Here is a 20,611-nt window from a genome sequence, read left to right as displayed (position 1 = left end):
TAGATATGACACCAACTTTCCTTACCAATTCTTATTTTATAGGGGATATGCTTAAAAAGCGCATAAACTATTTAACCATTATCCCCAAAAGTTTACCAAAATATTACAACCCTAGACATCTTTCATCACTAAGTTAGGCTTGAGCTCTAAACGATGCTGTCCTTCAACAAAACGTACGGTTCCTGTTTTCGCTCTCATCACAACAGAGTGAGTCGTAGCTCGGCTCCCTTGGAAACGAACACCACGTAAGAACTCTCCATCGGTCACACCTGTAGCAGCAAAGATCGCGTCGTCGCCCTTCACTAGATCATCCATTAGTAACACTTGATTCGGATCTAGTAGACCCATCTTAATGCAGCGTTCCACTTCTTCGTCATTCTGAGGAAGCAAGCGACCTTGAATTTCTCCTCCGAGGCACTTAAGGGCTACAGCAGAAATCACGCCTTCTGGCGCTCCGCCGGAGCCAAACAAAATATCCACACCCGTATCAGCAAAAGCCGTACTAATAGCGGCTGAAACGTCACCATCCGTAATTAATTTAATGCGTACGCCAGCTTCTCTGATTTCGTGGATCGTTTTTTCATGACGAGGACGATCCAAAAGAATGGCGGTTAGCTCTCTGAGATCTTTTCCTTTACATTTAGCTACCGCTTCTAAATTTTCTCGCACACTGCGATTAATATCAATAGCTCCAACACACTCTGGCCCTACGGCAATTTTATCCATATACATATCTGGTGCATGCAACAGGTTGCCTCGGTCTGCAACTGCGAGTACGCTCATGGCATTCCATTGTCCTTTGGCGACGATGTTCGTTCCCTCTAAAGGATCTACAGCGACATCAACAGACGGGCCTAAGCCAAGACCGAGCTTCTCTCCGATGTAAAGCATAGGAGCCTCGTCCATTTCACCTTCACCAATTACAACCGTTCCTACCATAGGAACACTGTTAAACTCTGCGCGCATCGCTGTTGTGGCGGCGTCATCCGCCTCATCCTTTTTCCCAAAACCCATCCAACGAGCAGAAGCCAAAGCAGCTGCTTCTGTGACCCGTACCAATTCCAATGTTAAACTTCGTTCCACTCTCCATCATTCCTTCCTAGGCTTCGTTCCATATTACTGTCCAGTTCAATATGATAGCACTTTTCTAGTTAGTATGTCATTATTAATCCGTATCAGCCGTTTGTACCCGCCAGATGTCAGCGCCTAAGCTTCTCAACTTCTCTTCTAAAATATCATAACCGCGATCAATATGCTCAACTCCCAAGATCTCTGTCACCCCTTCGGCTGTCAGAGCGGCCACAACCATGGCTGCTCCAGCTCGAAGGTCGGCAGCTTTTACCGTGGAGCCTTGGAGAGCGTTGACGCCTTTAATGATCGCAGAGCGACCTTCCACTTTAATTTGTGCTCCCATTCTAACCAATTCATCGACATGTCGAAAACGAGCCGTATAAATGTTATCGGTCACTACACTTGTCCCTTTTGCTAGTGTGAGTAAAGCCGTCATGGGCTGCTGAAGGTCGGTAGCGAACCCAGGATACGGTCCTGTTTTCACATCAACCGAGCGGTAAACCGTTTCTCCGATGACCCGAATCGATTCATCTTCTTCTATAACCCGTACACCCATTTCCTCTAGCTTGGCTGAGATCCCTTCCAGATGGCGAGGAATCACCTGATCGATAATAACATCCCCTCGAGTAGCGGCAGTAGCAATCATATACGTCCCGGCTTCTATGCGATCAGGAATAATGGAATGGCGACATCCTAGTAATTGCGGCTTCCCCGTGATGCGAATAACATCCGTGCCGGCTCCTTTAATGGACGCTCCCATTGAGGAAAGTAAAGTAGCTACATCAATAATTTCCGGCTCTTTCGCCGCGTTCTCGATAATCGTTGTACCATTCGCTCTACTAGCAGCTAGCATGATATTAATAGTGGCTCCCACGCTGATCACGTCAAGATACACTTTATTCCCTATTAGTTCCTCCGCTGCCAAAGAGAGGGCACCATCTCTCCACTCCACCTTGGTTCCAAGCGCCTCAAAGCCCTTGATATGCTGATCAATGGGACGTGGACCTAGATTACAACCTCCTGGCAGTCCGATCAACGCTTGTCCAAAGCGTCCTAGTAAAGCCCCCATTAAGTAATAGGATGCCCTGAGTTTTTTAACCTTCCCATTAGGAAGCGGCTTCGGCTGAATATGGGTAGGGTCTACATAAAGAGAATGTCCATCGAGTTCCACCTGAGCCCCTAGCTCTCTTAAGATTTCAATATATATCTGAACGTCGTTTATTTTCGGAACATTATCAATGATCGTAGGGGATTCAGCCAAGATGGTGGCAGGGATTAGCGCTACTGCACTATTCTTCGCTCCACTGATTGTAACCTTCCCCTTTAGCGGCGAACCGCCCCTAATGCAAAGTTTCTCCATAAGTGCCTCCCAAGCGAAATCTTCTCTGTTGTATTGTGGTGTGGATGTAGGTGATAGGATGGAGTGGAAAAAGCACCTTTTTAAGGTGCTTTTTTCGGATTATTTTTTCTGGGCACTCTCCCAGTCAGACAAAAACTTTTCAATTCCTGAATCCGTTAAAGGATGCTTGGTCAGTTGTTCAAACACCTTATAAGGAATTGTACCGATATGGGCTCCTAATTTAGCCGCTTCGGTTACATGAATCGGATGACGGATGCTTGCCGCAATGATCTCCGTCTCAATGCCATGAGCATTGAAGATATCTACGATATCCGAAATCAAGAGAAGCCCATCTTGACCAATGTCATCCAAGCGCCCTAAGAATGGAGAAACATAAGTAGCTCCTGCTCTTGCGGCAAGTAATGCTTGGTTGGCAGAAAACACAAGCGTAACATTGGTTTTGATTCCTTTGCTTGAAAAGTGCTTGGTAGCCTTCAAGCCTTCTGAAGTCATGGGAAGCTTGATGACAATATTCTTGGACAACGTGGCCAGCTTCTCTCCTTCCTCGATCATCCCTTCGGCTTGTGTACTAATCACTTCTGCACTGATGGGACCATCCACAATCTCAATGATTTCCTTCAGCGTCTCTACGAAGTCTCTTCCTTCCTTGGCGATGAGCGAAGGGTTCGTTGTAACCCCTGCTAGCACTCCCCAAGTGTTTATTTCACGAATTTCATTCACATTCGCTGTATCGATGAAAAATTTCATAGCGGGCCTCCTGTTTGCTCCTACGCTTGGTTGCTGCTTCCAAATTCGCGCATCTTCGCTTTCACGGTTTCCTTAATGGTTTCGCGAGCTGGACCTAAGTATTTGCGTGGGTCGTACTCATTCGGCTTCTCAGCCAGAACCTTGCGGACTGTCGCGGCAGATGTTATTTGATTTTCTGTATTCACGTTAATCTTAGCCGTACCAAGCGAGATCGCACGTTGAATATCCTTTGTAGGGATTCCTGTTCCTCCGTGAAGAACAAGAGGTACTCCCGTTAACTTCTGGATCTCTTCCATACGATCGAACCCAAGATTCGGCTCTCCTTTATACGGTCCATGTACAGAACCTAGAGCAGGCGCAAAACAATCTACCCCTGTTTCTCTCACCAATTGGTCGCATTCAGCAGGAACAGCATAAGCCGCTTCTGCATCGCTAACGATTAGATCGTCTTCTTGCCCTCCAATGCGTCCGAGCTCCGCTTCAACGGAGATTCCCAAAGCATGAGCAACTTCGACCACTTTCTTCGTCAGGGCGATGTTTTCTTCTAGAGGGTGATGCGAACCGTCAATCATAACCGAAGTAAATCCTGCATAGATGGCTTCCACACATTTTTCAAAAGAAGATCCGTGGTCAAGGTGAATCGCAACAGGAACGGTAACTTGATACTCCTCCATTAGGGCCTTAACCATAGCTACTACGGTCTTGAAGCCGCCCATATAACGAGCAGCACCCTCACTGACACCTAGAATGACAGGTGAGTTCTCTTCTTTAGCCGCTTGAAGGATGGCTTGGGTGAACTCTAGGTTGTTTAAGTTAAACTGTCCAACTGCGTATTTCCCTTCTACCGCTTTGATCAGCATTTCTCTCATGGAAACTAAAGGCATGAATGATCCTCCTATGAATTCTTTCTTTAGACGGCTAGCTGACTTCTAACCGCCAATCGCAATTCGTCAATGTCAAAGGGCTTCGTAAAGTGAGTGATGGCCCCTAATTCAGTGGCTTCCTTGATCATGTCAAGCTCACCATAAGCCGTCATCATAATGACCTTAATCTCTTTGTCGATTTTCTTAATTTCCTTTAAGATCTCGAGCCCATCCATTCCAGGAATCTTCATATCTAGAATGACCAGATCGGGCGATTGCTTCGTGACAATTTCAAGTGCTTCTTTCCCATTAGCGGCTTGGAAGGTTTCGTAGCCTTCCTTGCCAAACACTTCATAAAGTAGAACCCGGATTCCATACTGATCATCAACAATAAGCACCTTGTTCTGCGACATTGTTGCTACCCCCTCTATAACGTGAATTGGAAGCTTATCCATCATTGTTGGATTCGTTCCACGAATTTCATAACTCTTCCAAATACATTCGTCGCTGAGGAGATAAATTCCTGCTTATGGAATTGGAATTTATAGCTTTATTGCTTTAACTGCATAGAGGCTTGTACGAACTTACGGAACAATGGCTGCGGACGGTTCGGACGAGACGTGAACTCCGGATGGAACTGAGTCGCCACATACCATGGGTGATCGACTACCTCGATACATTCCACCAAACGTCCATCAGGAGATGTTCCACTGAATTTAAATCCAGCCTTCTTCATTTCCTCACGGTATTCGTTGTTAAATTCATAGCGGTGACGATGACGCTCGTAGATGAGGGTACTTTCATAAGCATGGTATACCAAACTATCTTCTTCGACCTTGCATGGAGATAGCCCCAGTCTCATGGTTCCACCTAAATTTTCAATGTCCTTTTGCTCAGGAAGCAAGTCAATGACCGGATACTTGGTTTGCGGATTAATCTCGGAACTGTTCGCTCCTTGATATCCCAGCACATGACGAGCAAATTCGATACACGCAATTTGCATTCCTAAGCAAATACCCAAGAATGGCACCTTGTTCTCTCTTGCATAACGGGAAGCTACAATCTTTCCTTCCACTCCACGATCTCCAAATCCACCAGGGACGAGAATGCCGTCCACATCTCCTAGCATGTCCCGAACATTCTCATCCGTTACCTCTTCTGCATCGACCCATTTGATATCAATATCTGTGCCATTATCGTAACCGGCATGATATAGGGCTTCGGCTACACTTAAGTAAGCATCGTGAAGAGAAACGTATTTTCCTACAATAGCAATTCGGGTAGTTTCTTTCAGGTTCTTGATTTTGTGGACTAACTGCTCCCACTCCGTCATGTCGGCTTCGCCAGCATGAAGTCCCAGGTGTTTGATCACATAATCATCTAGTCCTTGTTCCTTAAGCATCAAAGGAACTTCGTACAAGGTCTCAGCATCACTCGCTTCGATAACTCCCTTAGGGTCGATATCACAAAACAGTGCCAGCTTATCCTTCATGTCTTGAGAAAGCGGGTGCTCGGTTCGGCATACGACGACATTAGGCTGAATCCCTAAGCTTCGAAGTTCTTTCACACTGTGTTGAGTTGGCTTGGTCTTCAATTCCCCTGCAGCAGACAAATAAGGAATCAAGCTGCAGTGAATATACATCACATTTTCACGGCCGATATCACTCTTGATTTGGCGGATGGCTTCAAGGAAAGGCAAGCTCTCAATATCCCCAACCGTACCTCCAATTTCCGTTAACACCACATCCACATCGCCTGTTCGACCGGCACGAAATACTCTTTCTTTAATTTCATTCGTAATGTGTGGAATAACTTGGACGGTACCGCCTAGATAATCCCCGCGTCTTTCTTTATTTATCACTGAGGAATAAATTTTTCCAGTCGTAACGTTGCTGTTGGAGTTTAAGTTAACATCAATAAAACGCTCATAATGGCCCAAGTCCAGATCCGTTTCTGCACCATCATCGGTAACAAAAACCTCTCCATGCTGATATGGGCTCATGGTGCCTGGATCCACGTTGATATACGGATCTAACTTCTGCATCGTGACGCGGAGCCCTCGATTCTTAAGCAAGCGACCTAAAGATGCCGCCGTAATACCCTTACCTAGGGAAGAAACAACGCCTCCCGTAACGAAAATATACTTTGCCATAGCTACCCCTCTTTTCTGCCTAATCCAGTTTGTCATTAGTTTCTATCTTTTGCACATCGAACAAAAAAAAAACAAAAGCCGATCCCCTTCCTCCAATCAGGTGGGGGCACTTTTGTTTTTGGAATCCGTACTCAGCTTAAAATTAGCCCATCGAGAATTCTACAAAAGGAAGTAAGTTCTTGTCAAGACAAAATTTACAGTTCTTCCTCTTCATCCTCTAGCTCTTCGTCAGCCTCTTCTTCGTCTGTGAATTCTTCATCTACTTCTTCTTCGAATTCAGTATCTTCTTCATCAAATTCAAGCTCTTCTTCATCTTCTTCTACTTCTTCTTCTTCTTCATCTTCGTCCACGTTGTCGTAATCTTCTACATCTGTGAAGTCTTCATCGACGATCTCTTCATCCTCATAGCCATAATCATCATCATCGTCATCGATACCCTTCGCACGCGCCAGAGCTTCAATGGACTCTTCAATGGCTTCTGTCGTATACCATTTCTTCAGTCCCCACTGTCCCGGGCTGATACAAATAAAACGGCCGTCCAAATTCATCTCGGTATACACCTGTGGAAGCAGTTCCATGAGTTCTTCATCCGTTAATCCCTTAAGATTAGCAGCTTCTCTGAAAATTTCCTTATAGCTCATCTGCTTCGCAGAATTATCCAGTACTTCGTATGAAATATCAACAAGGGCAACTTCTTGCCATTTTTCTTGCTCTGCTTTGTTTGCCATAGGTCCGCACTTCCCTTCTAGAATAAATTCTATTCATCTAGTATTCCTATTTTTATATAAAATAGTACCAGTGTCAAACATTTCCTCACAAGTTTTTATCTTTTATCTATGGTAAAATAAAACCATCTATACTAATGATCATACAAAGGAGCAGCCTATGACGTACAGCATTTATTCTTCTATAGGCTCTACATTCGGAAAGCTACTAAGGGCCAAGCCCAAACCTATTATTGTCACCAAGACCCTTTCCCAGCGCAATATCCCCTTTCTCCAAGGCTTCAAGCCAGGCTCTACCTCCCTGAGGGCTCTTGAGGATGGTATCATTGACGAGATAGCGGAAGATATTTTTGAAACGATTTTTACCTTAAGCCTAGAGCATCGAGGATTGCAATATGTAGTAACGGTTGGTGAAGCCAAAGACTGCTGGATCCTTAAGGACATCCGTCCGGTGAGCCGGCCAGCTGCAGCCGCACCCCCCTCTTCTTCGAACAAAAAGAGAAAACCGCTTCTTACCCTCTCCTTTTTTGTTCTGATCCTTGTTTCTGTAGGAGGCTATATCCTTGAGTTTGGACTGAACAAGAGCTCAGAGCCTAGTTCCAACCTCTCCGTGTTTGAAGCCTATACGTCAGGTGAGCAAGAACAAAGCCCTGTGGCTGAATCTGTTGCTGACGCTGAACCAAAGGAAGAGGACAAGCGAGCCTCTCAGTGGGAAGAAGAAAAAGCCGAACTCGAAGCTAAAATTGCCTCCCTTTTACAAGAGAATGAAGAACTAAAACGCCAATTGGCTACTGCCACCCTTTTTGTAATTGAACCGGGAATGGACCTACTCCAAATCGCCCAAGCTGCTGAACAAGCGGGACTCGTAACGAGTGCCCAAGAGTTCAATGAAGCCATGATCCGCTTAGGAGCTAAGGAGCATCTAAGTCCTGGAACCTATCTGGTTGTTCCAGGTTCGACATATGAAGTTTTGATTGAAAAGTTCACCAAGGGTGTGGTGAAGAAGTAAGAGTCCACCCACCCTTACTTTCTTGCCTTTTCATCCCCATTTTATTCAAGCCACAAAGAAACAAGCCCCCCATCTGGGGAGCCCCAATACAACCCTACATATTTCTGCGGTACTGACCGCCCACTTCATAGAGCGCCTTGGTAATTTGCCCTAAGGAGGCTACTTTGACCGTCTCCATCAGCTCTTTAAACAAGTTGCCATTGTTCCGAGCGACTTCTTTCAATCGTTCTAGAGCAGCAGGTGCTTCGTCCTTATGCTCCTCCCAGAACGCACGCAGGTTGCGAATCTGAGTTTCCTTTTCTTCCTTCGTGGAACGAGCCAGTTCGATTTCATAAGCCGTCTCATCCACATTCGGATTGATGAAGGTGTTGACCCCGATAATCGGAAACTCACCCGTATGCTTCTTATGCTCATAATACAACGACTCTTCCTGGATTTTACCACGCTGATACTGCGTTTCCATTGCACCGAGAACCCCGCCCCGATGATTAATCCGCTCGAATTCAGCTAATACCGCTTCTTCTACTAGATCCGTTAACTCGTCAATAATAAAAGCACCTTGCAGTGGGTTTTCGTTTTTGGCCAAGCCTAGCTCTTTGTTAATGATCATTTGGATCGCCATCGCCCGGCGTACCGAATTCTCCGTTGGGGTCGTGATGGCTTCATCGTACGCGTTCGTATGCAAGGAGTTACAGTTATCATAAATGGCAACTAAGGCCTGCAGTGTCGTCCGAATATCATTAAAGTCCATCTCTTGTGCATGCAGGGAACGTCCCGAGGTCTGGATATGATACTTCAGCTTCTGGCTTCGATCGTTACCGCCATACTTATGCTTCATCACCGTGGACCAGATGCGCCGAGCCACCCGCCCCAAGACGGTATACTCCGGATCTAGACCGTTACTGAAGAAGAACGATAGATTCGGGGCAAAATCATCAATATGCATGCCGCGGCTCAGATAGTACTCTACGAAAGTAAATCCGTTGGCCAAGGTAAAGGCTAATTGAGAGATGGGGTTTGCTCCCGCTTCAGCAATATGGTAGCCGCTAATCGATACGGAATAGTAGTTTCGGACCTTTTTGTCAATAAAGTACTCTTGGATATCCCCCATCATCTTCAAGGCAAATTCGGTAGAGAAGATGCAAGTATTTTGCCCTTGGTCTTCCTTGAGAATGTCCGCCTGTACGGTGCCGCGAACGACACTAAGCGTATAGTCTTGAATCTTCTGATACTCAGCCGCATCCAGTTGGCGTCCGTTCTTCTCGACAAATCGCTCGACTTGCTGGGCGATAGCCGTATTCATGAACATCGCTAATATAATCGGAGCGGGACCATTAATGGTCATCGATACGCTAGTAGAAGGATGGCACAAGTCAAAGCCCGCATAAAGCTTCTTCATGTCATCTAAGGTACAGACGCTGACCCCACTGTTTCCAATCTTCCCGTAAATGTCGGGACGATAGTCTGGGTCTTGACCATATAAAGTCACACTGTCAAATGCTGTAGATAAACGTTTCGCATCTTCTCCTTCACAAAGGAAGTGAAAACGGCGATTCGTTCGATCCGGTGTTCCTTCTCCAGCGAACATGCGCTTCGGATCTTCATTGGCCCGCTTGAAAGGGAACACCCCTGCGGTGTACGGGAAGTAGCCTGGAAGATTTTCTTTCATCGCCCACTTCAACAACTCGCCTAGATCCTCGTACTTCGGCAAGCTGATCTTCGGAATCTTATTTCCAGAGAGGGTCTCCGTATAGAGTTCGGTAACCAACTCTTGATCTCGAATCTTGGTGATAAACTGATCCTTCGTGTAGGCTTCGCGTAGCTTCGGCCAGCTATCAAGGAACTGCTTGCACTCGGGGTGAAGCTTATTTTCATAGAAGGTAATCATCTCGTCTAGCTTCGTGGAGAAGTCTGTGTCTTTAGCAAACAATTCACGGGTACCTCGAAGCTGGAAAAGCTTGCGAGCATAGCTTACCTGCTCTTCCGTGAACTTCTTGTAGTTTCGAATCGTATAGACGATTTCCCCTAAGTAGTGGACACGCTCAGGAGGAATGATTAAATTTTTCTTCGTTACTTTACTAATCTTACCGTCGTAAGATGTTGTCCAGTTGCCGCCTGTTTTCTTTTCGACGGTTTTCATTAAGTTAGCAAACAGGATGTTGGTTCCCGGGTCGTTGAATTGGCTGGCAATGGTGCCGAATACGGGTAGCTCTTCATCGGCTGCATCAAATTGATTATGACTGCGCTTGTATTGCTTACGCACATCGCGAAGCGCGTCTTCTGAGCCCCTGCGCTCAAACTTATTGATAACAACAAGATCAGCATAGTCAATCATATCGATTTTTTCCAATTGAGTAGCGGCCCCGAACTCGCTCGTCATGACATACATGGAGATATCTACGAGGTTGACAATCTCTGAATCTCCTTGGCCAATCCCGCTCGTTTCCACGATCACAAAATCATAGCCTGCAGCCTTCACAATATGGACCGCTTCTTTAGTCGCCTTACTAAGCTCGCTCTTCGATCCACGGGTAGCCAGACTGCGCATATAGACACGTGGGCTGTTAATCGCATTCATGCGGATGCGGTCTCCAAGTAGAGCCCCGCCTGTCTTTTGCTTGGAAGGATCAACAGAGATAATCGCAATCGAACGATCCGGAAATTGCTCCAGATAGCGGCGTACGAGTTCATCGGTTAACGAACTTTTCCCTGCTCCGCCCGTCCCCGTAATCCCTAGCACAGGTACAGCAGGTGCTGCGGCTTGGAGCTTTTCTAAAGTGGCTGCCACAGCTTCATCTCTTGCCTCTGCCTCCGCATTTTCTTCCGCTAGCGTAATGAGCTTGGCAATCGCTCCCCAGTTTTGCTCTTTTAAGGCTTCAATCTCCTTTTCAACCTGCTTGGGTGTTGGGTGATCCGTTTCTCGCACCATATGGTTAATCATGCCTTGAAGACCTAGCTCGCGACCGTCATCAGGAGAAAAAACTTTAGCAATGCCGTAGGCATGCAAGTCTTTGATTTCCGAAGGAACAATAACCCCTCCACCGCCGGCAAAAATCTTAATATGTCCTGCTCCTTTTTCCTGGAGAAGGTCGTGCATATATTTCAAATATTCTACATGTCCTCCCTGGTAGGAGCTAATGGCAATCCCTTGAGCATCTTCTTGAATGGCTGCTGTCACAATCTCATCCACCGCGCGGTTATGTCCCAAGTGAATCACTTCTACACCTGAAGCCTGAAGGATCCGGCGCATGATATTAATCGATGCATCATGACCATCAAACAGAGCTGCAGCCGTTACGAAGCGAACATTATGTTTGGGGCGATAAACCTCTGTCTCCATGTTTTTGCCTCCTCAACCGTTACATCGTTATTTCTTTATCGGTTTAAATTCATTTAGGAGCAGGCTCGTTTGCATTTCTACGTACTGGTCAAGCGTGTAATGCTTGCGCAGTGCCCACCTGCGAAACGTCCACATTTCTCCGAAAACTACAATATTATGAGCCATAAGTTTGACGGACTCTGGATCCAGCTGCAATGAGCCGTCATCAATCCCTTTTTGCAGCATTCTCTCAAAGACCTGTGTGATATGTTCTTCCCGTCGCAGCACGTACTGCATCGGCTCACTTGGTAGAGATTTAATCTCCTGATAGATCAACAACACCTTGTCATCCACTTCATCCATCACTTTGAATAGGCCTTTAATGGCATGCCGCAAGGTTTCTGCTCCCGTACGGGATTCCACCATGGCCTCTTCCATCTTTTTCTCTACTTCCGTATGGATAGCATCACAAACCAGATACAGGACATCTTCCTTTGATTCGATATATTCATAAAGCGTACCGATACTAAAGCCCGATGCTCTAGCAATCTCACGTGTGGTTGTTTTATGAAAGCCCTTTGATATAAAAAGCTCAACAGCTGCCTCTACAATTTGTTCTCTGCGCTTTTCCACTAGTTTCTGATCCTTCACTAGGGAAGGAATGTTTTTTCTTCCGCTTGCCACTTCTTTTCCCCTCTTTCTTATTCCCCAGACTGAGCGTTAGGTCGTAGTTATACTATACTCTATTACTTAGTTGGGAATCAAAGAGGTTCTGATCGATCCCCTTGGTGAAAGGAAAACCGCATCGGCTTCACCGCAGCGATTTTCCTATCGTATCACTAATCCTTCAAAAGCAGACCCGAGATCACCAAACGTTGAATTTCGTTGGTTCCTTCATAGATTTGTGTAATCTTCGCATCTCGCATAAACCGCTCGACCGGATATTCTCGTGTATACCCATAGCCTCCGAAGACTTGCACCGCTTCTACCGTGACTTCCATGGCGATATCTCCTGCAAAAAGCTTAGACATGGCCGATTGAAGCCCATAAGAAATGTTTTGGTCCTCTCTCCAAGCGGCTTGATAAGTAAGCAAGCGGGCAGCCTCTACTTTAGTTGCCATATCCGCTATTTTGAATTGGATCGCTTGCTGTTTGGCAATCGGCTTGCCAAACTGATTGCGCTCTTTTGCATAAGCAATAGAGTGGTCTAAAGCGCCTTGCGCAATTCCCAACGCTTGAGCAGCGATTCCATTCCGCCCGCCATCTAAGGTCATCATGGCAATTTTAAATCCTTCTCCGATTTGACCTAGTAGATTTTCCTTCGGAACCCGACATTCTTCTAGAATCACTTCCGTTGTCGAGGAAGAACGGATCCCTAGCTTTTTCTCCTTCTTCCCTACACTAAATCCAGGGAAGCTTTTCTCTACGATAAAAGCCGCGATTCCTTTATGCTTGAGCTCTGGATTGGTTTGCGCAAATACGATAAAGATATCGGCATAGCTGCCGTTGGTAATAAAGATCTTGGATCCATTCAGTACCCACTCCTCGCCATCGAGAACCGCTGTGGTCTTCATTCCGGCTGCATCGGAACCTGATCCTGCCTCGGTTAAGCAGTACGCACCCATGCTGCGTCCTTCCGCCATCGCACGAAGGTATTTTTGCTTCTGCTCTTCGGTACCAAACTTATAAACCGGCCATCCCGCTAAGGAGGTATGAGCGGAAAGGGTTACACCCACCGAAGCATCGACACGAGAGAGCTCTTCTACCGCAATAACATAGCTTAAATAGTCAGCCCCCACCCCGCCATACTCCTCTGGCCATGGGATCCCACAAAGTCCAAGCTCAGCCATCTTGTTCCAAATTTCCATGTCCCAGCTTTCTTCTTCATCACGCTGTGCAGCAGTAGGTCCACACTCATTTTCCGCGAAATCACGGACCATTTTTTGCATCATCTGATGCTCTTCTGATAATAAGAAATTCATGGGTTTCCCTCTCCTTCAATAACGGTTTAGTCTTCTAATAGATATTTTGAGATGACGATGCGCTGAATCTCGTTCGTTCCTTCATAGATCTGAGTAATCTTAGCATCTCGGAATAAACGCTCTACGGGGTACTCTCGGGTATAACCATAGCCTCCGAACACTTGCACCGCTTCAATAGCTGCCTTCATCGCGGTATCGGTAGCAAACCGCTTCGCCATGGACGCTTCTTTTCCGCACTTGATACCGCGGCTTCGCAGGTCTGCTGCTCGGTAAACCAGCAGCTTCGCTGCTTCCACTTGCGTCGCCATATTAGCAATTTTAAAAGCAATCGCTTGTTGAGCCGAGATCGGCTTGCCGAACTGGACTCGTTCCTTGGCGTAGCGAACAGAGTACTCCAGCGCTGCTTCTGCAATCCCTAACCCTTGTGCCGCAATGCCAATTCTTCCGTTATCTAAATTAGCCATCGCAATCTTAAAGCCTTCCCCTTCAGCACCAAGCAGGTTTCCTACAGGCACCTCGGCGTTTTCAAAGATGAGCTCCGTTGTGTTTGAACCGTGTAAGCCCATTTTCTTTTCTTTTTTACCGACCGTAAATCCTGGAGTGTCCTTATCGACGATAAAAGCCGAAACTCCCTTGGCTCCTAAGCCAGGTTCGGTTACAGCAAACGTGATATACGTATCCGCTACACCGCCGTTGGTAATAAAAATTTTGGATCCGTTCAAAATGTATTTGTCGCCTTGCTTCACCGCCGTTGTACGTAGGTTGGAAGCGTCAGAGCCTGCTCCGGGCTCCGTTAAAGCAAAGGCACCGATAGATTCTCCTGAAGCCAGCTTGGGTATATATTTTTTCTTTTGCTCCTCTGTTCCGAAATAAAGAATGGGATTCGTTCCTACCGAAGTGTGAACAGAAAGAATCACACCTACGGTCGCACTGACTTTTGAAATTTCATGAATAGCGAGAATGTAGGAGGTGAAATCCATCCCCGCTCCACCGTATTCCTCCGGAATCGGAATGCCCATTAAACCGTATTCGCCCATCTTGCGAACAATCTTTATTGGATATTCATCCGTTTCTTCCATATGATCGACAGCCGGAGCAATCTCGTTCTGGGCAAAATCTCGAACCATCTTCCGCATCATCTCTTGTTCTTCTGTAAAGCGGAGTTCCATTGCACTCGTTCCTTTCTTAGGAATTATTCGTAGACGTAGAATCCGCGTCCGGACTTTTTGCCTAACCACCCGGCCTTCACGTACTTGCGTAGTAGTGGACAAGGACGGTATTTCGAGTCCCCTAGTCCTTCATGAAGAACTTCCATAATATATAAACAAGTATCTAAACCAATAAAGTCAGCTAAGGTTAAAGGACCCATCGGGTGATTCATTCCCAGCTTCATGACCTCATCTACGGCTTCCGGTGTAGCGACTCCCTCATACACGCAATAGATAGCTTCATTAATCATTGGTAGTAGAATACGGTTGGAAACAAAGCCAGGGAAGTCGTTGACTTCAACTGGGACTTTGCCCATTTTTTTGGACAAATCCTCTACTGCGCTGTAAGTATCGTCGGAAGTTGCCAACCCGCGAATGACTTCAATCAGCTTCATGACGGGTACGGGGTTCATAAAATGCATGCCAATAACTTTTTCAGGACGCTTCGTCACCGCCGCAATTTCCGTGATCGGAAGGGACGATGTATTACTGGCTAGAATCGTATGAGCCGGACAAATGTCGTCTAGCTTCTTAAACAGCTCGGTTTTGATCGCCATATGTTCGATTATAGCTTCCACCACAAAATCTACATCTTTGGCATCCGTTACATCCGTAGAGGCTGTCAATCTAGAAAGGATTCCATCCGCCTCTTCTTGCGTCTTTCTCCCTTTCTCCACATCACGAGCTAAGTTCTTTTTGATCCCTGCTAAACCTTTTTCCACGAATTCTGGCTTGATATCATTCAAGATGACTTGAAGACCGGCTTGAGCTGCTACTTGAGCAATTCCACTCCCCATTTGTCCTGCACCTATAACCATAAACTTTTGAATACTCATCCAAACCTCTCCCTTATTCCATTCATTAGTTAGACTACTTTTACTAGAATAGCATCTCCTTGGGCAGCTCCGCTGCAAATAGCGGCAATCCCTAGCCCACCGCCTCGGCGTTGCAACTCATAGACGAGAGTCATGATAATTCGTGCTCCACTTGCCCCAATCGGGTGGCCTAGAGCAATGGCTCCTCCATTGACATTCACCTTTTCAGGATCCCAGCCTACGATCTTACCGCTCGTGAGCGTTACCGCTGCGAAGGCCTCATTTACTTCAAATAAATCAATATCCTCTATGGAATATCCCATTTTATTTAATAGCTTCTGGATAGCCAAGCCAGGGGTTGTTGCAATATAGGGGGCATCCTGCCCCACAGCCGCATGACCTAAAATAGTCGCTAAAGGCTTCTTACCAAGCGCTTGGGCCTTTTCCTCTGACATGATGACCATGGCACCCGCCCCATCATTCACCCCAGGAGCGTTACCTGCCGTTACCGTACCGTCCTTCACAAAAATGGGGGAAAGCTTAGCCAACGATTCCAAGCTCGTATCTTTACGCGGTGCCTCATCCGTATCTACAACTCGAGGGTCCCCTTTTCGCTGGGGTATGATAACCGGGACAATTTCCTCCTTAAACCTTCCGCTCTCTATCGCTTGAACGGCTCGCTGATGGCTGCGCATCGCCCACGCATCTTGGTCCTCACGCGCAATTCCGTATTCCGCAGCTACGGTACTGCCATGGACCGCCATATGAACATTCTGAAAGGCACAAGTCAGTCCATCAAACACCATCAGGTCCTTCATGGTTGCATCCCCCATGCGAAGTCCCCAACGGCCGTGGGGCATCGCATAGGGTACATTGCTCATGCTTTCCATTCCGCCTGCAACGATAACGTCCGCATCCCCAGCACGAATAATTTGATCTGCAAGCGTCACCGCTCGAAGACCGGAAGCGCATACTTTATTGATCGTTTCGGATTGAACCTCCCATGGCAATCCTGCTTTTCGCGCGGCTTGGCGAGAGGGAATTTGTCCTGCGCCCGCTTGAACCACCATTCCCATAATCACTTCATCCACTTGATCCCCGTCTATCGCAGCACGTGACAAAGCTTCCTTCATCACAACGGCACCTAAGTCAACGGCTTGTAATTCCTTCAATGCTCCGCCGAACTTTCCGAAAGGTGTTCTAGCCGCGCTTACGATCACACTTTTCCCCATTGTCCTTGCCCCCTATCTTCTATTCATCAACATTACTGACTGACCGCTCATTCGTTGCAAGGTTGAAAAAAAAAGCTTCTAGAAGCTTAAGCGTCCAAACGGTTGGCCCGATGACGCTGCATCGGGCACCCCTTATTACCTATATTATACATCCAAATGGTTTCCATTTTCTATAGTGATTTTTCCACTATTTCTGCAATATCCAATGTTTTTACTTGTTCTTCCACTTCTTTTGCTTTGGTTCCGTCACTTAGCATGGTTAAGCAATATGGACAGTTGCTTCCAATCGTGGTTGGCTTCAAGCTAAGGGCTTGCTCTGTCCGCTCCACATTCACCCTTTTCCCTTGCGTTTCTTCCATCCACATCATCCCGCCGCCGGCTCCACAGCACATCGCATCCTCACGGTTTCGCTCCATCTCTAGCACTTGGACTCCCGGAATCGATTTTAGAATTTCACGCGGAATGTCGTAAACCTCGTTATAGCGTCCCATGTAACACGAATCATGGTAAGCGATAGCTTCTTTCACTTCTTTTGTCGGTTTGATTCGCCCTTCTTGAATCAATTGATGAATCAGTTCTGTATGATGATAGATCTCCGCTTCCAATCCGAATTCCGGATATTCATGCTTGAAGGTGTTGTAGGCATGAGGATCAATCGTCACAATTTTTTTCACTTCATAAGCCTGGAAATTAGCAATATTCTCTTGGGCAAGCTGCTGGAATAAGAATTCGTTCCCCATTCTGCGCGCTGTATCCCCTGAATTTCGCTCTTCATTACCTAGAATAGCAAATTTTACGCCCGCTACGTTTAGAATTTTCGCGAAAGATTGGGCAATTTTTTGGCTTCTCTTATCAAAGGATCCCATCGAACCGACCCAGAACAGGTAGTCAAATTCCTCTATCTCATTAACTGTAGGCACCTCAATATCTTCACGTTCCTCGCGCCACTTGATCCGTTCTTTACGGTTGATTCCCCACGGATTGCTCTGACGCTCAATGTTCTGGAAGTAACGAGTCGCTTCATGCGGCATGCTTCCTTCGGTTAACACGAGGTAACGTCTCATGTCTACAATCTTTTCTACATGCTCATTCGCTACCGGACATTGGTCCTCACAGTTGCGACAGGTCGTACAAGCCCAGAGTTCTTCTTCCGTAATGACATCCCCGATCAGATTCACATTATATTCAAGAGCTTCTATAGGAGATACTTCACTTGTGGCTGCGACTTCGGAGGCCTGCAAAGCCAGCTGGTTTCCTTTGGACCCAGGGAATACGAATCCAGGCATCCACGGTGTGCGGGAGGTCACGACAGCCCCTTTTTCCGTCAAGTGGTCTCTCATCTTTACAATTAAATCCATGGGTGAAAGCGTCTTGCCCGTACCTGAGGCCGGACACATATTCGTACAGCGACCACACTCTACGCAAGCGTATAGGTCAACGAGCTGGTTTTGGCGGAAATCTTCGATCTTTCCTACCCCGTAGGTTTCTTGCGTTTCGTCTTCAAAATCAATGGAGGTTAATTTCCCTACCGGCTTGGTATCTCGAATCGCTACATTAACGGGGGCAAAGAACAAGTGCGCATGCTTGGATTGAGGGACGTACACTAAGAACGTCAACAACGTCAATAAGTGTAACCACCAGGAAATATAAAACATGACGGCGGCTGCACCTGGGCTCATCCACGCGAACAGGCCAGCAATTGCAGAGGAAATCGGCGCATAAGCGACGAATCCAACGTATCCAACCCATAAATGTTCAAAAGCTAGCGTTAAAAACACGGAGATCATTAACGTAGTTAAAAAAATAATGACGAGTCCTGACTTTAATCCGCGTTTAAGGCGCTTTAATTTTTCAATGTAACGGCGGTAGTAAGCATAGAGGACGGCAAGGAGGACCAAGAAAGCTGTAACCTCTTGGCTGATGCTAAAAAAGGCATGGGCAGCTCCAAGCGGATATACAAAGCCTTTAAGAAAACCTTTGATAATCAGTTCAATGGCTCCAAGCTGAAGAATAATAAAACCATAGAACATAACCACGTGCATAATTCCGCTCTTGGGATCTTTCATCAGCTTTTTCTGTCCAAACACGTTCACGATGATTTCGTTTACCCTTTGCTTGGTATCTTCCTTTAGGTTGGATTTCTTGCCCAGCCTGATAAAGGTAACTCGACTGTAAACGAGATGGGCGAAAAGGTAGACAGCATAACCGGTAACAGCAAGAAAAGCAATAAAGTTCACTAGGTCCAACACGATCGCTCACTCCCTAAAATTTTCTGATTACCAATACTATACCAAATTCCGAGTAAAAAGTGAACGGTCGTTCATTCATTTTTATGTAAAATTGTTGAAAAGTTTTAACAAATAGCAGACCCTTCAATCTCTATAATGTAATCATATGGGGGATAGTTCTTTTTCATTACACAGGGGAGAGGTTACACATGGCCAAGATAACAAAGAAGTTGATCTTATCGTTTTTATTTATTGTGGCTATTATGTTGGGACTGGGAGTATATTCGATATATACCGCTTATACCATCAATAACAACGGGGAACAAATTTTTGCATACCAAATGCTTCCGATGTCCAAGCTAGGCAAGATGAGCAAGCTAGCGGAAAATACCCGCGTCCAGATGCTCCAAGCCGTTTTGAATCAAGATCATACTTTCACAGAGGCTGCTGAAAAAAACCTCGTTCAAATTCATGAACTAATTTCAGCTTATGAGCAGACCAAAATGTCGGCTAATGAACAAGCCCAATTTGAGGAATTTACAACGAGTTGGGACCAGTTTTCGGAGCGAGTGAAGTTAAACATTGGACTCATTCGCCAAGGAAATTATCCAGAAGCTCTAGAGGGGCTTAAAAAGGGACGCGAACCGTTCACTAAAGCTAGTGATGCACTGCTTGTCCTCATCGATATGAACGAAAAATACGCGATACAAGCCTTAGAAGCGAATCATCAAAAGTTCAACACTTCGGCTATTATTCTAGGTATTGTGATTTTAGTAGCCGCACTTGCAGCTGTCGTGATTGGCTGGATTGCGGGAAGAAAAATATCTATACCGATTGTCAGGCTGTCCGAAGAGGCCAATCGTATCTCCTTGGGTGATTTAACCATTGATGAGATTAAAACGAATAGTAAAGACGAAATCAGTGAACTTGCTGCTTCTTTTAACCAAATGGTTCATAATCTGCGGCACTTAGTTGGAACAACGAGAACATCAGCAGATGAACTCGCCGCAGCCTCGGAACAAATGGCTGCTTCCGCTGAACAGGTGACTTCAGCCGTGGGAGAAATCTCGCACAGTACGAGCGACGTAGCGGCTGCTGCCGAGAATGGGAACCATTCTGTACTAGATGCATCTAAGGTTTTACTAGAGTTGTCTTCTCTCATTCAAATTGCCAAACAAAAAGCAACAGACGCGCAAAAAAATTCAGAGTCTACCTTCCATACAGCAACCGAAGGGAAGAAGATTGTCGATCATACCGTCCAGAAGATGGACAGCATTCAGTCCCGAACCCTCCAAATGGAAGAACTCATTACAACCTTGAATCAATACACCAAGGAAATTCAGGCCATCACCAACATGATTACAAGCATTGCCGCGCAAACCAACCTTTTAGCGTTAAACGCTTCAATAGAGGCGGCTAGAGCGGGAGAGCATGGCCGAGGCTTTGCCGTAGTAGCCGAAGAAGTACGCAAGCTCGCGGAGCAATCTAATGATGGAGCTACTAAAGTTTCCGATCTCATTCATAAGATTTCCAAGAGTATGGTCGATGTCGTCGCCTCCATGCAAGAAAACCGCTTAGAGGTAGAAGAAGGCACCAACATCGTCGCACAGGCCGGAAACGCTTTAGAAAACATTTTAACTGCCGTAGGTCATGCACTTGAGCAGGTGAATAGCATTACGGATATTACCACCGCTGAAGTGGCCACCTCCGAGAAAATCGTAGAGTTGATTAATTCCTTAGCAAGCGTGATTGAGAATACAGCCGCAAACGCGGAAGAAGTATCGGCTGCGATCCAAGAAACTTCTGCTTCCATGCAGACCGTATCAGCAAGCGCTGAGGAAACAAGTGCCATGGCTTCTGAATTAAAGCGGGCTGTGGAGCATTTTAAAGTCTAAAAATA

Annotated in this window: 16 protein-coding genes; 2 read left to right on the top strand and 14 right to left on the bottom strand. The window is 46.2% G+C overall.

Annotated features, from left to right (window positions below; all coding sequences use genetic code 11):
- Nucleotides 1-111 precede the first annotated feature (111 nt).
- From glpX to rpoE, 7 genes are all read right to left on the bottom strand, one after another.
- Nucleotides 112-1,083, bottom strand: coding sequence for a class II fructose-bisphosphatase (gene glpX, locus EIZ58_RS19190; protein WP_134702481.1), 972 nt, complete (start codon nucleotides 1,081-1,083; stop codon nucleotides 112-114).
- 82 nt (nucleotides 1,084-1,165) lie between these two features.
- Nucleotides 1,166-2,431, bottom strand: a complete 1,266-nt coding sequence (locus EIZ58_RS19185; protein WP_134702480.1) for a UDP-N-acetylglucosamine 1-carboxyvinyltransferase — start codon at nucleotides 2,429-2,431, stop codon at nucleotides 1,166-1,168.
- Between the two features lie 99 nt (nucleotides 2,432-2,530).
- Nucleotides 2,531-3,178: a fructose-6-phosphate aldolase gene (gene fsa, locus EIZ58_RS19180; protein WP_134702479.1), complete on the bottom strand. Its 648-nt coding sequence runs from the start codon at nucleotides 3,176-3,178 to the stop codon at nucleotides 2,531-2,533.
- Nucleotides 3,179-3,198: 20 nt separating this feature from the next.
- Nucleotides 3,199-4,062: a class II fructose-1,6-bisphosphate aldolase gene (gene fba, locus EIZ58_RS19175; protein ID WP_134702478.1), complete on the bottom strand. Its 864-nt coding sequence runs from the start codon at nucleotides 4,060-4,062 to the stop codon at nucleotides 3,199-3,201.
- Between the two features lie 26 nt (nucleotides 4,063-4,088).
- Nucleotides 4,089-4,454, bottom strand: a complete 366-nt coding sequence (locus tag EIZ58_RS19170; RefSeq protein ID WP_134702477.1) for a response regulator — start codon at nucleotides 4,452-4,454, stop codon at nucleotides 4,089-4,091.
- Nucleotides 4,455-4,591: 137 nt separating this feature from the next.
- Nucleotides 4,592-6,193, bottom strand: coding sequence for a CTP synthase (locus EIZ58_RS19165; RefSeq protein WP_134702476.1), 1,602 nt, complete (start codon nucleotides 6,191-6,193; stop codon nucleotides 4,592-4,594).
- Nucleotides 6,194-6,387: 194 nt separating this feature from the next.
- Nucleotides 6,388-6,921: a DNA-directed RNA polymerase subunit delta gene (gene rpoE, locus EIZ58_RS19160; RefSeq protein ID WP_134702475.1), complete on the bottom strand. Its 534-nt coding sequence runs from the start codon at nucleotides 6,919-6,921 to the stop codon at nucleotides 6,388-6,390.
- A 157-nt stretch (nucleotides 6,922-7,078) separates the two neighbouring features.
- On the opposite strand from rpoE, the gene EIZ58_RS19155 reads away from it, so the two are divergent.
- Nucleotides 7,079-7,927 carry a hypothetical protein gene (locus tag EIZ58_RS19155; RefSeq protein WP_134702474.1) on the top strand — a complete coding sequence of 283 codons (849 nt, stop codon included), beginning with the start codon at nucleotides 7,079-7,081 and terminating at the stop codon, nucleotides 7,925-7,927.
- Between the two features lie 94 nt (nucleotides 7,928-8,021).
- On the opposite strand, the gene icmF is transcribed toward EIZ58_RS19155, so the two are convergent.
- The 7 genes from icmF to EIZ58_RS19120 form a co-directional block, all read right to left on the bottom strand.
- The gene (gene icmF, locus EIZ58_RS19150; RefSeq protein ID WP_134702473.1) at nucleotides 8,022-11,267 is read right to left on the bottom strand and encodes a fused isobutyryl-CoA mutase/GTPase IcmF; all 3,246 of its coding nucleotides are present in this window, start codon (nucleotides 11,265-11,267) and stop codon (nucleotides 8,022-8,024) included.
- A 27-nt stretch (nucleotides 11,268-11,294) separates the two neighbouring features.
- Nucleotides 11,295-11,930: a TetR/AcrR family transcriptional regulator gene (locus tag EIZ58_RS19145; RefSeq protein ID WP_134702472.1), complete on the bottom strand. Its 636-nt coding sequence runs from the start codon at nucleotides 11,928-11,930 to the stop codon at nucleotides 11,295-11,297.
- 155 nt (nucleotides 11,931-12,085) lie between these two features.
- The gene (locus EIZ58_RS19140; protein ID WP_134702471.1) at nucleotides 12,086-13,228 is read right to left on the bottom strand and encodes an acyl-CoA dehydrogenase; all 1,143 of its coding nucleotides are present in this window, start codon (nucleotides 13,226-13,228) and stop codon (nucleotides 12,086-12,088) included.
- 26 nt (nucleotides 13,229-13,254) lie between these two features.
- Complete coding sequence (locus tag EIZ58_RS19135) at nucleotides 13,255-14,397, bottom strand: acyl-CoA dehydrogenase (RefSeq protein WP_134702470.1); 1,143 nt, start codon at nucleotides 14,395-14,397, stop codon at nucleotides 13,255-13,257.
- Between the two features lie 23 nt (nucleotides 14,398-14,420).
- On the bottom strand, nucleotides 14,421-15,272 hold the full coding sequence (locus EIZ58_RS19130; RefSeq protein WP_134702469.1) for a 3-hydroxybutyryl-CoA dehydrogenase: 852 nt from the start codon (nucleotides 15,270-15,272) through the stop codon (nucleotides 14,421-14,423).
- 29 nt (nucleotides 15,273-15,301) lie between these two features.
- The gene (locus EIZ58_RS19125; protein ID WP_134702468.1) at nucleotides 15,302-16,483 is read right to left on the bottom strand and encodes an acetyl-CoA C-acetyltransferase; all 1,182 of its coding nucleotides are present in this window, start codon (nucleotides 16,481-16,483) and stop codon (nucleotides 15,302-15,304) included.
- Nucleotides 16,484-16,653: 170 nt separating this feature from the next.
- The gene (locus EIZ58_RS19120) at nucleotides 16,654-18,732 is read right to left on the bottom strand and encodes a heterodisulfide reductase-related iron-sulfur binding cluster (protein WP_134702467.1); all 2,079 of its coding nucleotides are present in this window, start codon (nucleotides 18,730-18,732) and stop codon (nucleotides 16,654-16,656) included.
- A gap of 188 nt (nucleotides 18,733-18,920) precedes the next feature.
- On the opposite strand from EIZ58_RS19120, the gene EIZ58_RS19115 reads away from it, so the two are divergent.
- On the top strand, nucleotides 18,921-20,606 hold the full coding sequence (locus EIZ58_RS19115; protein WP_134702466.1) for a methyl-accepting chemotaxis protein: 1,686 nt from the start codon (nucleotides 18,921-18,923) through the stop codon (nucleotides 20,604-20,606).
- The last annotated feature ends 5 nt before the right edge of the window (nucleotides 20,607-20,611 follow it).

It is taken from the genome of Ammoniphilus sp. YIM 78166, assembly GCF_004522215.1.
In the GTDB taxonomy this organism is placed as follows: Bacteria; Bacillota; Bacilli; order Aneurinibacillales; family RAOX-1; genus YIM-78166.
The sequence above is the reverse complement of the archived record's forward strand: the minus strand, read 5'-3'. Positions and strand labels throughout refer to the sequence as shown.

What these genes read in the sequence shown, in the direction of transcription:
- fsa (WP_134702479.1), bottom strand. Translation starts at nt 3,178, where the DNA reads ATGAAATTTTTCATCGATACAGCGAATGTGAATGAAATTCGTGAAATA.
- EIZ58_RS19170 (WP_134702477.1), bottom strand. Translation starts at nt 4,454, where the DNA reads ATGTCGCAGAACAAGGTGCTTATTGTTGATGATCAGTATGGAATCCGG.
- rpoE (WP_134702475.1), bottom strand. Translation starts at nt 6,921, where the DNA reads ATGGCAAACAAAGCAGAGCAAGAAAAATGGCAAGAAGTTGCCCTTGTT.
- EIZ58_RS19185 (WP_134702480.1), bottom strand. Translation starts at nt 2,431, where the DNA reads ATGGAGAAACTTTGCATTAGGGGCGGTTCGCCGCTAAAGGGGAAGGTT.
- EIZ58_RS19115 (WP_134702466.1), top strand. Translation starts at nt 18,921, where the DNA reads ATGGCCAAGATAACAAAGAAGTTGATCTTATCGTTTTTATTTATTGTG.
- EIZ58_RS19125 (WP_134702468.1), bottom strand. Translation starts at nt 16,483, where the DNA reads ATGGGGAAAAGTGTGATCGTAAGCGCGGCTAGAACACCTTTCGGAAAG.
- fba (WP_134702478.1), bottom strand. Translation starts at nt 4,062, where the DNA reads ATGCCTTTAGTTTCCATGAGAGAAATGCTGATCAAAGCGGTAGAAGGG.
- EIZ58_RS19130 (WP_134702469.1), bottom strand. Translation starts at nt 15,272, where the DNA reads ATGAGTATTCAAAAGTTTATGGTTATAGGTGCAGGACAAATGGGGAGT.
- EIZ58_RS19155 (WP_134702474.1), top strand. Translation starts at nt 7,079, where the DNA reads ATGACGTACAGCATTTATTCTTCTATAGGCTCTACATTCGGAAAGCTA.
- icmF (WP_134702473.1), bottom strand. Translation starts at nt 11,267, where the DNA reads ATGGAGACAGAGGTTTATCGCCCCAAACATAATGTTCGCTTCGTAACG.
- EIZ58_RS19165 (WP_134702476.1), bottom strand. Translation starts at nt 6,193, where the DNA reads ATGGCAAAGTATATTTTCGTTACGGGAGGCGTTGTTTCTTCCCTAGGT.
- EIZ58_RS19135 (WP_134702470.1), bottom strand. Translation starts at nt 14,397, where the DNA reads ATGGAACTCCGCTTTACAGAAGAACAAGAGATGATGCGGAAGATGGTT.
- EIZ58_RS19140 (WP_134702471.1), bottom strand. Translation starts at nt 13,228, where the DNA reads ATGAATTTCTTATTATCAGAAGAGCATCAGATGATGCAAAAAATGGTC.